The sequence below is a fragment of the Saccharopolyspora shandongensis genome, assembly GCF_900106995.1.
GTDB classification, from domain to species: domain Bacteria; phylum Actinomycetota; class Actinomycetes; order Mycobacteriales; family Pseudonocardiaceae; genus Saccharopolyspora; species Saccharopolyspora shandongensis.
This window is the reverse complement of record NZ_FNOK01000012.1, coordinates 155,089-167,748: the sequence shown is the minus strand read 5'-3', so window position 1 is coordinate 167,748 and position 12,660 is coordinate 155,089. Positions and strand designations below refer to the sequence as shown.

Here is a 12,660-nt window from a genome sequence, read left to right as displayed (position 1 = left end):
CCACCTCGGCGCGCCTAGCGTGTTCGCCGGAGCGACGAGGACCGGGAGTCGACGATGGTGGACGCGGACAAGGGCGGCGAGAGCACGCTCACGGTGCTGGTGGCGCTGGGCATCAACCTGGCCATCGCGGTCATGAAGGCGTTCGCCGGCGTGATCACCGGATCGGCCGCGATGCTCTCCGAGGCCGCGCACTCGGTGGCCGACACGTGCACCGAGGTTTTCCTGCTGACCGCGCTGCGGCGCTCCGGCAAGCCCGCCGACGCCCGCCATCCGTTCGGCTACGGCAAGGAGCGGTACTTCTGGTCGCTGATCGCCGCGATGAGCATCTTCGTCTCCGGCGCCGTCTTCGCCTTCATCGAGGGCTTCCGCACCCTGCTCGGCCCGCCGGAGGAGCAGACCCAGCCCCTGGTCGGATACGTCGTCCTCGCGCTCGCGTTCGTCCTGGAGGGCGTGTCCTGGCTGCGCGCGATGCGGCAGGTGCGGGCCGAGGCCGCCGAGAGCGGCGACACGATCCTCCACCACCTGCGGATTTCCGACGATCCGACGGTCAAGACGGTGCTGCTGGAGGACAGCGCCGCGCTGGCCGGGCTGCTGCTCGCGTTCGCCGGGCTCGGGCTGCACCAGCTCACCGGGTCGAGCGCCTGGGACGGGCTCGCCTCGCTCGCGATCGGCGCGCTGCTGGCCGCGGTCGCCTACACCATGGCCCGCACCAACCTGGGGCTGCTGATCGGCCAGCAGGCCGACCGGCGGCTGCTCGCGGCCGTGCGGAGCAGGCTCGCGGAGCAGCCCGAGGTGGACTTCGTCGTGGACGTGCTGTCCATGAACACCGGGACCGACCGGGTGCTGTTCTGCGCCCGCCTGGACTTCGCCGCGACGCTCGACTCCACCGAGCTGGAACGCGCCGTGGTGCGCATCGACTCGATGCTGCGCGCCGAATTCGCGGAACTGGACGAGGTGTTCCTGGAACCGGTGCCGCGTGAGGACCCGGAGCTGCGCGCCCGGGTCCTCGCCCGCTACGGCCACCCGCTCTAGGACCTGTTTCCAAACTTGCTCTGCGTGGCGGTGCGGGTGGCGGAACCTCAGGTGCCTTCTCGCTGTGGGATCCCCGACATCATGAATGCCAATTCACCACGTCGGGGCTGTCCTCGCGAGAAGACCCCTGAGAACCCGCGGCGGTGCAAGCTGCGAGGGCGGGCTAAGCGGCTGCGCCGCTTCAAAGACAACAACCCGCCCTACCGCACCTCAACACCACGACATCCAAAACAGGCTCTCTCTAGCGTGGTCGGGAGCGCTTTGGACTGCGACGGCGATCCAAAGCCGCTCACGACGCTCAGCGCTTCAGCGCGCGGGCGATGATCCGGCCCGCGAACAGGTAGATCAGCGCCGCGAGGCCGTAGTTCAGGATCAAGCCGATCGTCGCGTCGTCCGGGGTGAACACGTCGCCGAGGCCGAACACGAAGAACTTCGCCGTGCCGTAGGTGAACGCGACGAAGTCGTTGTCCTGGTTGGCGCCGACGACCGAGAAGATGATGTGCAGCACGAAGACCAGCGCGATCAGCGCCGTGAACACCTGGATCACGCGGCCGATCGTGTCCGCGCTGGGCCCCTGGAAGCGCGGCCCGCGGTCGCGGCGGTCGTCGTGGTCCCGGTCCCGCTGCCGGTCCGCGCGGGACTCCCGGTAGCGGTCGCGCTCCGGCTCCCGGTACTGGTCGTCGCGGTGGTGATCCCGGTACGGGTCGTCGCGGTAGTGATCCCGGTACGGGTCGTCGCGGTAGTGATCCCGGTACGGGTCGTCGCGGTAGCGGTCGTCGTACTGGTCGTCGCGGTAGCGGTCCTGGTAGGGGTCGCGGTAGCGGTCGTCGTACTGGTCGTCGCGATAGCGATCCTGGTACGGCTCGGGTTCCGCGGGCTCCATGCGCTGCTGGATGCGCGTCGCCGGGTACTGGTTGGCGGGCGGCTGCTGGACCGGGTGCTGCTGGACCGGCGTCGACTGGCCCATCGGCACCGTCCCGGACGGCGCAGCGCCCTGCGGACCGCCAGGCGACATCGGCTGACCGCCCGGGGGCGGGCCCTGCGGCACGACCTGCGTCGGCTGGCCTGCCTGTGACGGCTGACCTCCTGGTGGCGGGCCTTGCGGCACCACCTGCGTCGGCTGGCCTCCTGGCGGACCCTGCTGCTGGCCGGGCGGCGGTCCAGGCTGACCTCCTGGCGGGCCCTGCACGCCCCCCGGCTGACCGGGCGGGCCCTGGTGCGGTCCCGGCTGGCCCGGCGGCGGGCCCTGCTGGGGTGGCATCGGCTGACCCGGCCCCTGCCGGGGCGGCCCGGGTTGCCCCGGCGGCACCTGGCCGGGTGGCATCTGGCCTTGCGGCGGCTGGCCCGGCGGCTGCGGAGGCCGTCCCGGCGGCGGTCCGCCCTGCGGTGCGCCGGGTGGCGGCCCCGGCCGCTCGGGGGGCTGTCCGGGTCCCGGCCGCCCTGGATCACCGGCTCGGGGATCTGCGCGCTCATAGGCCATGGCCGCGCATTGTCCCGGTTGATCGCCCCGGGACGAAACCCCCCGCGCCGCGCCCAGCCGATGAGAAGCACCACAACACCCACCGGAAACGCCCCGGTTGGAGCGAACGGACCGGTCGCCTCGTCTATCGGGACGAACGCCCGCACCGGCCCGGGGATCACCGCAGTGCACTTGCCGAGGTGTCCGCCGGGGATGTGTCGGGCGCTTGTTGCCCGGCGTTTTCGCGCGAAAACGCCACCTTCACCCGAAAGGCATCGCCACTTCCGGGTCAGCCTCCGCCGCTGCTCCGGGGGCTCATCGACCCGTGTCCGCCGGGGCTGCGAGGTGGTGCTCGAAGAGGCCGAGGATCTCGTGGTGGTTCAGGTCGTTTCCGCGGGCCGTTGCTTCGACGGCGGCCGGGTCGCCCAGCGCTGCGCGCAGTTCGCCCGTCAGGCGCGCGATGTCCGGGTTCAGCGCATCCGGCGAGCCTCGCAGCGCTCCGGCCGCTCCGAGGAGTTCCGCTGCCGCCGCGAATTGCCCTGTTCTGGCCGGTAGTTCGGCGATCGCGCTGCCGATCGCCGCCACCAGGACCAGGTCCGACGTCTTCGACGCCGCGGCGAGCGCCGATCGCAGGTCGCGCCGGGCCTCCTCGCAGGCGCCGCGGGCCAAGGCGAGCCGCGCCCGGGCCATGCCGTGCAGCGATCGGAAGACCGGGTCGACGTCGCGGCGCGGCCCGACCGCCCACCACGCGAGGTCGTACTGCTCGTCCGCGGCCCGCAGGTCGCCGTCGCCGCGTGCCAGATCGCCGAGCTTCAGCCGGGCGAGGGCGAGGTGCTGGGCTGCCGGTTCGGACCCGATCACGCCGCGCAGTTCGGCTCCCGCGCGTTCGGCGTCCCCGGCGTGCGCGTACGCGGTCGCCAGCCAGATCCGCTGGTGGTGGTCGTCGCCGAGCTCGCGGGCCGGGGCCATCGAGCACCGCAGGGCCGCGATCGCCGCGTCGGGATCGCCGAGCATCGTCCGCGTGATCCCGAGGTAGGTCAGCGAGCTGACCATCCCCCACCGCTCGCCGAGCGCCCGGAACCGCTCGGCGGCCGCGGCGAGGTCGTCGCAGGTCTGCCGCAGGGCACCGCGGTTGCCGTTCACCAGCGCCCGCACGAACGACAGCATCGCCCGCGCCAGCGGCGCCGGGTGCGGCTGCCGCCGGTCGATCGCCGCCAGGGCCGCGTCGAAATCCCCGGTGAGCAGCGCGATGAGCGGCTCGACCACCGCTCCGGAAGGGTGCTCGCTGCCGGCGGATTCCCGGCATCTGCCGATCGCCTCGGGAACGACTTCGCCGGAGAGCACCGCGTTCAGCAGGTAGGCGGCCGTGGCCGGGACGCGGTTCGCCTCGGTGGCGCCGGCCGGGAGCTCCAGCGCCATCCGCAGGAGCCGGGCCGCCTCGGCGTGATCACCGTGCATGGTCAGGTAGTAGGCGAGCGCCGTCGCGAGCCGGATCGCCGTGTCGGCGTCACCCGCACCGCAGGCGAAGCGCAGCGCGACGCGGAAGTTGTCGCGGTCCGCGGCGAGCCGGGGCGCCCATTCCAGCTGTTCCGGTCCGCGCAGGTGCGGCGCGGCCTGCTCGGCGATCTCGCGGAAGTAGCGCGCGTGGGCGGCCCGGACCCGGTCGGCGTCGGCCAGCTTCTCCAGGCCGTATTCGCGGATCGTGTCCGGCATCCGGTATCGGATCGACCGTCCATCGTGGACCGAATCGACGGCCAGCAGCGACTTGTCCACCAGCGCGGACAGGACCACCGCCGCGGGCAGGTCGCCGGGGCAGACGCGGTCGACGGCCGCCGCGGTCATCGAACCGCCGAACACCGCCAGCGCAGCGGCGACCGACCGTTCCGCCTCGTCGAGCAGGTCCCAGCTCCAGTCGACCACCGCGCGCAACGTGCGGTGCCGGGGCAGCGCGGCCCGGTTTCCCTGGTTGAGCAGCTGGAACCGGTCGTCGAGCAGCGCGAGGACGCGATCCACCGGCAACGACCGGATCCGCGCGCCGGCGAGTTCGATGGCCAGCGGCAGGCCGTCCAGCCGCCGGCAGATCTCGGCGACCACGCCCGCGTTCCCCGCCGTCACGGCGAAATCCGGGTTCGCCGCCCTCGCCCGGTCCACGAACAGCCGCCCTGCGGGGCTGACCAGCACGCCTGCGGCATCGGCGCCCGTCGACGCGAGGCCCAGCGGCGGCACCGGCACCAGCGCTTCGCCGAGCAGGCCCAGCGGTTCCCGGCTAGTGGCGAGCAGCCGCAGGTCCGGGCAGCTGCCGAGCAGCCCGTCCGCGAGGGACGCGACCGCGTCCAGGTGGTGCTCGCAGTTGTCCAGCACCAGCACGGCCGGGGCCGGCGACAGCGCGTCGGTCAGCCGATCCAGCGCGTCCCGCCCGTGCGGCGCCGTCCGGTGCCCGAGAGCGTCGAGAACCGCCTGCGGAACGTCCGCCGGGTCGGAAACCGATGCCAGTTCCGCGAACCAGACCGCCTGCTCACCGGCCAGGGCGGAGGCCGCCGTCGTCGCCAGCCGCGTCTTGCCCACACCTCCCGGGCCGGTCAGCGTGACCAGCCGGTGTTCGGCCAGCCTCCGATCGACCAGGGCCAGCTCGGCATCGCGGCCGACGAAGCTCGTCAGCGCGGCGCGCAGGTTGCTGCCGCGCAGCCGGGTCGTTTCCTCGCGGAGCACGGCCAGATGCGCTTCGCGCAGCTCCGGAGACGGGTCGGCGCCGAGCTTTTCCGCCAGCGCCACGCGGAATTCCTCGTAGCTGCTCAGCGCTTCGGCCGTTCGCCCGGTCGACTGGAGCGCGCGCAGCAGCAGCGCCCGGGCGCGCTCGCGGTCGGGATGCGCCGCGGTCAGGGCCTGCGGTTACCAGTTGCGGGGATTCGGCCCCGGTCTGCAGGTCGACCTGCGCCCGGTCCTCGATCGCGGCGAGCCGCAGCTCGGCCAACCGCACCCGCGCCGCCACGGCGAACGGCGCGTCCGGGACGTCCTCGAACGCGACTCCGCGCCACAGCGCCAACGCTTCGCGCAGCAACCGGCCCGCCTGCTCGATGTGCCCGTCGTGCAGGGCTTGGCGGCCGTCGCGGGCGAGTTCCTCGAATTGCCTGCAGTCCACCGATTCCGCGCTCAGCCGGTATCCGCTGGACTCGCGCAGCACGGCGTCCGGCAGGAGCCGCCGCAGCCTCGTCACCAGCGAGTGCAGCGCGTGCACGCGGTCGATGGGCCCGTCGGCACCGGGCCACAGGGCCTCGGTCAGCGCCTCCACCGACACGGTGTGCCCGGAGTCCAGCGCGAGCCGACCAAGCAGCGTGCGCAGTCGAACGCCGCCCACGACGACCTTCTCACCACCGGCGCTGATCTCCAGCGGCCCGAGGACTCCTATCCGCATGCGCCCACCCTGCCAGCGGTTCGGGCCACGGAGAAAGCGAGAATGCGGACAAGCCGCCCGAGAGCGGGCTGTGTGCGATTTGCGAGCGCCGCACCGCAACCTCGCCCCATGTCTGCGAAATCGATCACCGCGCGGCTCGCCGCGGGCTTCGCGCTGCTGGCGACCGGGGTGCTCGCCGGGGCGTTCTTCTACGGCTGGGCCAACGTGACGCCGACGTTCTCGGCCGTGCCGCTGGACGTGCACCTCGCGTTCCGCACCGAGTTGATGAAGGTCAACGGCGTCGTCATGCAGCTCCTGATGGCGGCGGCGGTGGCGACCACCGGCTGGCTGGCCATCAGCACCCGCGGCCGGGCGCGCATCCCGGCGATCGCCGCCACCACCTTCGCGGTGGCCTCGTTCCTGGTGACCAGGTTCGGCAACGTGCCGATCAACCAGGAGATGAAGCGCTGGGCCGCCGGTGAGCTCGCCCCCGACCACCTGGACCGGCTCGCGGTGTGGGGCACGTTCAACGACATCCGGGTGGCCACGGCGCTCGCCGCCTTCGTCCTGGTGATCATCACCGCTGGCCTGACCGGAGCCCGCCGGTGACGCGGGCGGTGTCGGCCTCGTTGGATCCGGAGGCACCGCTGGACGACCTTGAGCCGCTGCGGGACGTGATCGGCGATGCTCGCGTTGTGGGGATCGGCGAAAGCACCCACCACGCCGCGGAGTTCTACCGCCTGCGGCACCGGTTGCTGCGCTTCCTCGCCGAGCGCTGCGGATTCACCGCCTACGTCTTCGAGGCCCCGTTCACCGAGGCGCACGTCATCGACGACTGGGTGCGGGGCGGGCCGGGCGACGTCGCGACGATCAGCGCCGCGGGCACCGCGCTCGGTCTGGGCGATCACCCGGAGATGCACGCCCACCTGACCTTGATGCGCCGGCACAACGAGCACGCCGAGCGGCCGCTGCGCTTCGTCGGCGCCCTGCCGGTCTCCACCGGCTCGCCGCTCCCGGCGCTCACCGAGTTCGAACGGTTTCTCCACCGAGCCGACCCGGACGCGTTGCCGCTGCTCACGAAGGCCATCGAGGTGGCGGAGCGTTTCGACGCCGACTCACTGCGGGCCTTCCAGCTCTACGCCGGACGTTGGCGTCGCGGACCGCGACGCCGCGACGGCGGCGCTGAGCCGGTTGCTGGCGCGCATGGAGTGCATGGCCGCCCATCACCGCTGCGAGGGCCGCGGTCGCGAGCACGCCGAGGCGACGCGGCACCTGCGCAGCGCCTGGCACCTGGACCACTTCCAGCGCGATCTCAGCGGCGCGGGCCTGTCTGTCGGCACGGCCGAACTCGACCGCTACGCGGCCGAAACCGCCCTGGACGTGCTGGCCGCGGAACGCCGGATCGTCTTCGCCATGCACAACACGCACCTCCGGCGGACCCCGGTCGAGCACGAAGGCGCCTTCGGCCTGTTCCCGGCGGGCTACCACCTGGCCGAGGCGCTGGGCGACGACTACGTGGCGATCGCCGCGACGAGCATCGGCGGCCGAGCCGTGGAGGGCGCGCTGACCCCGGACGGCTTGGAAACACGGGAAGTTCCGTTGCCGCCGCTGGAGCCAGACTGCATAGAAACGGCCTTCACCGGCGACGCACCGCTGACGATCGCGGCACTAGGCCCCGAGTTCGGCGCCTACCGGAAGGTCCGGACAGAAGGCGACTTCATGGCGGCGCCGATCTTCAGGGCCTTCAACGCGATCGCCTGCGTCCCCACCACGACCACTTAGGACGGTCTTGGCGTCGTGCCGGTCCGCAATGGCGACGTCATCCGCATGAGGGCTGGCGACGCGGTGTGGACCCCGCCGGGAGAGGAGAACTGACACGGCGGCACCAACAGCACCTGCATGAGCCACATCGCGATGATCGAGGGACCGAAGACGGAGACGGCACCACCTGGCTCGAACCCGTCACCGACGAGCAATACGCCGCCGCCCACACCCGCTGACCAGCACCGCATTCACCAGCGCTGACGCTGAAGCCCTGCCGCCGAGGTCGTCGACGCGATCGCCTGAAACGCAGGAGGACGATTTCGCGCGAAATCGCCGCTCCATGTGAGGAGCGGATGGCGATTTCGCGCGAGATCGCCACCTGTGTCAGGCACCGGGCACCTGCAAGGACGAGCTTGCTCCGAGCCTTTCCGGCGAACGACCGCTCAGGGTGCCCCGGTGGCGGACGACGAGATGCGGAGCGAGAACGAGTACGTGCAGTACCTGCACGGCGAGGGCTACCCGCACCGCCACCCCGAGCTGGTCGTGCCTCCGGAGGAGTACGACGGCCTGGGCTGAACCCGGTGCCATCAGCGGGTTTCGGTGACCTTGCGCAGCCCGGCCGGGCGGTCCGGGTCGTAGCCGCGCGCGGTGGCCAGCGCCCACGCGAGGCGCTGGAGCGGCAGGGCCTCCACGACCGGCGACAGCTCTTCCGGCAGGTCCGGGATCCGCAGCTGGGCGTCGTCGCCCGCGCCGACCCGCAGGACCTCCGCGCCTTGCTGCGCGAGGCGGGCCAGCGGCTCCGCCATCGCCGCGCCGCCCGGGCCGGTTCCGGTCACCGCCAGCACCGCCGTCTCCTGGCCCACCGCCGCGATCGGCCCGTGCAGCAGGTCCGCGCCGCTGTAGGCGCGGGTGACCAGGTAGCTGGTCTCCGCCAGCTTCAGCGCCGCTTCCTGCGCGGTGGCAAGCGAATACCCGCGCGCCGTGGTGACGACCTGGTCGGCGAAGCGCAGTCGTTGCGCCACCGCGCCGATCCGGTCCGCGTTCTCGTCCAGGCAGGACTGCGCGAGCTCGCCGATGCGGTCGACGGCCGCACCGCCACCGGCCAGCAGCAGGTGCAGGGCGAGCAGCGTCGCGGTGTAGGTCTTGGTCGCCGCGACCGCCCGCTCCACGCCCGCTCCGATGTCCAGCGTGTGCTGCGCCGCCGCGCCGAGGGGCGAGTCCGGCGTGTTCGTCACCGCCACCGTGAAGGCCCCGCGCTTGGCCGCCTGCTCGGTCACCTCCACGAGGTCCGGTGAGCCGCCGCTCTGGCTGACCGCGATCAGCGCGACGTCGGTGAGGTCGGGCTCCGCCCGGTACAGCGTGGTGGTCGACGGCGACACCAGCCCGGCGGGCAGTCCGAGCAGCACCTCCACCAGGTACTTGCCGTACAGCGCCGCGTTGTCGCTGGAGCCGCGCGCGGCGAACAGCACGAACCGCGGGCGGCTGCGTTCGAGCCGCTCCGCCACCTCCCGGAACTCCCCCGCGCGCCGGGCCAGGTCGGCCAGCACCCGCGGTTGTTCGGCGATCTCCGCGGCCATCCAGGTGCCCGCTTCCGTCGTCATTCCGTTCCCCTCCCGAGGCCGGGAATCCCCAGCATTCGTGCGGCGTTCCCGCCGAAGATCGCGCGCAGGTCCGCCTCCGGCATGCCCATCTCGTGGCACACCCGCAGCTGGTCGGCCAGGTACCGGTGGCAGTAGCCGCGCGGGAACCAGGAGGAGTCGCTGCCGAAGACGATGCGCTCCGGGCCGATCGTTTCGTAGCAGCGCCGGAACAGGTCTTCCAGCGTCAGCTTGTAGGGCATCCAGCGCACCCACTGGTTCGAGCCCGAGGTGTCCACCAGCACGTTCGGGCAGGCCCAGCACAGGAACAGGACCTGCTGCACGTGCTGCACGCCGAAGTGCGGGACCACGAACGGGATTCCCGGGAACCGCTTGGCGACCGGCTCCAGCCAGGCGGGTTCGATGTGCGCGTTGTGCGCCACTCCCCCGCTGGAGCCGCAGTGTCCGAAGTGGATCAGCACGGGGATGCCGCGGTCGGCGGCCACCCGCCACACCGGGTCGGCGGCCGGGTCGTCGATGCGGTGCGGCAGCAGCGGGGCGAACAGCTTCAGCCCGCGCAGGCCGAACTCGTCGATCGCTCGTGCCAGGCGCTCGGCGGCGTCCGGGGCGGTGAGGTCGCGCAGGTTCGCCATCCCGGAGAACCGCTCCGGTGCGCGGGCGACGAGCTCGGCGACCCGCTCGTCGCCGCAGCCGGTGACGAACGCCGCGTGGGCGATCTCGTAGCGGTCGAGCTCGGCCAGCCACATGTCCGCTTCGGTCTGCCAGGTCCGCTCGGGATCCGGCTGCGGATCGGGGAAGTCCCAGGCCCGTCGCCAGCGCCGGGACTGCTCCGCCACCTGCTCGGCGCGGCGGCGCTGGGCCGCCTCGTCGTGGTCGGCGCAGCCGAACTGGCCGCCGGAGAGGTCCCTGGTCGCCTCGTCGTGCTCGATCCGGAAGTGCAGGTGGAAGTCGACGATCGGGATGCCGCGCGCCGCTTCGGTCATCGGTCCACGTCCTCCAGTGCGAAGGCCCGGTCGTGCGAGGGCCTGCTGATCACGGTCGCCGCGACCCGGACGGCGTAGTCGGCGGCGTCGTCGCTGGACGCGCCGTCGGCGAGCCGGTGCAGCAGTCCGGCGTTGAAGGCGTCGCCGGCGCCGGTGGAGTCCCGGACCTGCACCTCGGGCGCCGGATGGGTGCTGTGCGGCTGGCCTGGCCGGGCGACGAGGGCGCCGCGTGCGCCGCGCTTGACCACGACGGTCGCCCCGGTCGCATCGGCGATGCTGCGGGCCGCGACCTCGTCGTCGCACCGATCGCCGTGCAGTGCGTGCAGCTCGTCGTCGTTGGGCAGGAACACGTCGACCTCGCGCAGCAACCGCAGGACGTCCGCGCGGGTTCCGGCGTCCCAGCCCGCAGGATCCCAACCGGTGTCCAGCGCGGTGCGCGCCCCGGCCTGCCGCGCCTGCGCCAGCAGGTCGCGGGCGGGCTCACCCTGCAGTGCCGGGAGCAGGAAATAGCCGGACAGCAACACGAACCGGGCCGCCAGCGCCGCCGTGGGCACGACCGACACGTCCAGATCGGCCATCGCCCCGAGCGCCGAGAGGAACGCGCGATCCCGGCCCGGTGCCTCAGCGGCGACGGTCACGCCGGTGTGCTCGCCGGGCACCCGGACCAGCTCCAACCGCAGGCCGGGGATGTCCAGCTGGTCGGCGAGCAGCCGCGCGGTCCCGTCGTCACCGACCCGCCCGGCCAGCACCGTCGGCCTGCCGAGCCGGGCCAGCACGATCGCCGTGTTCGCAGCCGAACCGCCGGGCCGCAGCACGATCGACGGCACGATCTGCTCGGTGCCCGGCGGCGGGAGCTCCGCCGCCCCGGCGACCAGGACGTCGAGGTTCACGTTGCCAACAACGGTGATTCGGTCGTCGGGAGCTGGATGGCTCACCCGCGGCCTCCGGCCAGCACGGCGTCCACGGCCGCGTCGAGCTTGCGCTCGGCCTCACCCAGGGTGGCCCTGCGGTCGGCGAACGCACTGGCCAGCACCCGGGCGCGGGCCACCGCGAGCTCCGCCGTGCGGCGCACCGCCGCGGCGCCGGGGCCGCCGTCCTGGGGACGGTCGAGCACCTGCTGCGGGCGAAGCCCTGCGGCGAGTGCCGCCTCCACCACCGAATCGTCCACAGTGCCCAGTCCGGCCTCGGCGATCGCGGCGGCGACGACGGCCGCGGTCCACTCCGCCGGCGGCGCCTGCCGGACGAGCGCGCCGACCACGGAATGCGCGCCCCGCCAGGGGATTCCAGCGCCCGCCAGCGCTTCGGCGATCGCCGTGGTAGTCGCGCCGGTGGCCACCACCTCCTCCGGCGAAGGCGGGTTCTGCGGGCTCAGCTCCTCCAGCAGGCCGCGCATCAGCGTAAGGAACCGCACGGAACGGTCACCGGCCCGCCAGAGGTGCTCCTGGACGTCCGTGGTGGCGTTGTTGGAGTCCTCGTACCAGGCGGCGCCGACGTTGTTCATCGTCGCGGCCAGGTCGGCCGCCGCCGCTCCGGCCATCGAGCACATGTGCTCCAGCACCACCGGGTTCTTCTTCTGCGGCATGATGCTGGAGCCCTGGCAGTACGAGTCCGGGGTGGCGATCCAGCCGAACGTCATCCAGTCCAGCATCGTGCGGGCCATCCGGGCGCCGGTGGCCAGGATGCGGGCCTGCACCGCGGCGGTGCGCATCAGGTGCTCGGCCCCGGCCACCGCCTCGTAGCTGGAGGTGAAGGTCTCCCGGAAGCCGAGCAGCTCGGCGAGCCGCGGCGGGGCGATCGGCAGGTCGGTGCCGGCGAACGCGCACGAACCGAGCGGGTTGACGTCGAGCTCGTCGTAGACCGACAGCAGCTCCTCGGCCTGGCTGAGCAGCGCCTCGGCGTAGCCGACCAGCACGTGCCCGAGCGTGGTCGGCTGGGCGGGCCTGCGGTGGGTGAACCCGGTGATCAGGACGTCGGCATGGCGGTCCGCCTGGGCCGCGGCGGCCTCGGCGGCGGCGCAGGCCTGACGGGCCTGGTCGAGCACGTTCTCCCGCAGCACCATGCGGAACACGCCGGCGTCGAGGTCGTTGCGGGAGCGGGCCAGCTGCACGTCCAGCTCGGACGGCCGGATGCCGGCGGCCGCGGCGAGCCGCTGCTCGACGAGGTAGTAGACGTCCTCGACGCTGCCGTCGAAGGCGAACCGGTCGTCGTCGGCCGCGAGCAGCTCGCGCAGCCCGCCGAGCAGCTGCCGGGCCCGGGCGGCGGGCAGCAGGCCCTGTTCGGCGAGCATCACCACGTGCGCGAGGCTGGCGTGCAGCATCGGCCGGTACAGCTGCGGCGCGGACTTCTCGAAGGCCACCCGGAGGTGGTTCTGCCAGTAGTTGGACAGTTCCGGAGGCTGGGTCATGTGAACAGCTCTTTCCACTGTGGATGGTC

The 12,660-nt window shown here is 72.8% G+C and carries 8 protein-coding genes and 3 pseudogenes; 4 read left to right on the top strand and 7 right to left on the bottom strand.

Annotation, left to right across the window (positions count from 1 at the left end):
* Positions 1-54 precede the first annotated feature (54 nt).
* On the top strand, positions 55-1,032 hold the full coding sequence (locus BLW84_RS15630) for a cation diffusion facilitator family transporter (protein WP_093265998.1): 978 nt from the start codon (positions 55-57) through the stop codon (positions 1,030-1,032).
* A 298-nt stretch (positions 1,033-1,330) separates the two neighbouring features.
* Here the strand turns inward: BLW84_RS15630 and BLW84_RS49085 are convergent, their stop codons facing one another.
* The 3 genes and pseudogenes from BLW84_RS49085 to BLW84_RS50315 all read right to left on the bottom strand — a co-directional run.
* The gene (locus BLW84_RS49085; protein WP_245761164.1) at positions 1,331-2,293 is read right to left on the bottom strand and encodes a hypothetical protein; all 963 of its coding nucleotides are present in this window, start codon (positions 2,291-2,293) and stop codon (positions 1,331-1,333) included.
* Positions 2,294-2,806: 513 nt separating this feature from the next.
* Positions 2,807-5,371: an ATP-binding protein gene (locus tag BLW84_RS48370; RefSeq protein ID WP_093265997.1), complete on the bottom strand. Its 2,565-nt coding sequence runs from the start codon at positions 5,369-5,371 to the stop codon at positions 2,807-2,809.
* Between the two features lie 34 nt (positions 5,372-5,405).
* Positions 5,406-5,903, bottom strand: a pseudogene (locus BLW84_RS50315) (AfsR/SARP family transcriptional regulator); the annotation flags it as partial.
* A gap of 108 nt (positions 5,904-6,011) precedes the next feature.
* On the opposite strand from BLW84_RS50315, the gene BLW84_RS15610 reads away from it, so the two are divergent.
* From BLW84_RS15610 to BLW84_RS49880, 3 genes and pseudogenes are all read left to right on the top strand, one after another.
* Positions 6,012-6,491, top strand: a complete 480-nt coding sequence (locus BLW84_RS15610; protein ID WP_093265994.1) for an anthrone oxygenase family protein — start codon at positions 6,012-6,014, stop codon at positions 6,489-6,491.
* Positions 6,398-6,988 (top strand): annotated as a pseudogene (locus BLW84_RS49885) (erythromycin esterase family protein); the annotation flags it as partial. The gene BLW84_RS15610 and the pseudogene BLW84_RS49885, both read left to right, overlap by 94 nt.
* Before the next feature lie 43 nt (positions 6,989-7,031).
* A pseudogene (locus BLW84_RS49880) lies at positions 7,032-7,664 on the top strand (erythromycin esterase family protein); the annotation flags it as partial.
* A 569-nt stretch (positions 7,665-8,233) separates the two neighbouring features.
* Here BLW84_RS49880 and BLW84_RS15590 read toward each other — a convergent pair.
* From BLW84_RS15590 to BLW84_RS15575, 4 genes are read right to left on the bottom strand one after another with little or no spacing between them, the layout of a single operon-like run.
* On the bottom strand, positions 8,234-9,247 hold the full coding sequence (locus BLW84_RS15590; protein ID WP_093265991.1) for an SIS domain-containing protein: 1,014 nt from the start codon (positions 9,245-9,247) through the stop codon (positions 8,234-8,236).
* A complete protein-coding gene (locus BLW84_RS15585; RefSeq protein WP_093265989.1) occupies positions 9,244-10,227 on the bottom strand; it encodes an amidohydrolase family protein in 984 nt (327 codons plus the stop codon). Before BLW84_RS15585 ends, BLW84_RS15590 begins: the two co-directional genes overlap by 4 nt.
* Complete coding sequence (locus BLW84_RS15580; protein ID WP_093265987.1) at positions 10,224-11,162, bottom strand: carbohydrate kinase family protein; 939 nt, start codon at positions 11,160-11,162, stop codon at positions 10,224-10,226. Before BLW84_RS15580 ends, BLW84_RS15585 begins: the two co-directional genes overlap by 4 nt.
* A complete protein-coding gene (locus BLW84_RS15575; protein ID WP_093265985.1) occupies positions 11,159-12,631 on the bottom strand; it encodes a lyase family protein in 1,473 nt (490 codons plus the stop codon). Before BLW84_RS15575 ends, BLW84_RS15580 begins: the two co-directional genes overlap by 4 nt.
* Positions 12,632-12,660 lie beyond the last annotated feature (29 nt).

Coding starts and splice junctions, on each gene's coding strand:
- BLW84_RS15630 (WP_093265998.1), top strand. CDS start 55: ATGGTGGACGCGGACAAGGGCGGCGAGAGCACGCTCACGGTGCTGGTG.
- BLW84_RS49085 (WP_245761164.1), bottom strand. CDS start 2,293: ATGCCACCCCAGCAGGGCCCGCCGCCGGGCCAGCCGGGACCGCACCAG.
- BLW84_RS15610 (WP_093265994.1), top strand. CDS start 6,012: ATGTCTGCGAAATCGATCACCGCGCGGCTCGCCGCGGGCTTCGCGCTG.
- BLW84_RS15590 (WP_093265991.1), bottom strand. CDS start 9,247: ATGACGACGGAAGCGGGCACCTGGATGGCCGCGGAGATCGCCGAACAA.
- BLW84_RS15585 (WP_093265989.1), bottom strand. CDS start 10,227: ATGACCGAAGCGGCGCGCGGCATCCCGATCGTCGACTTCCACCTGCAC.
- BLW84_RS15575 (WP_093265985.1), bottom strand. CDS start 12,631: ATGACCCAGCCTCCGGAACTGTCCAACTACTGGCAGAACCACCTCCGG.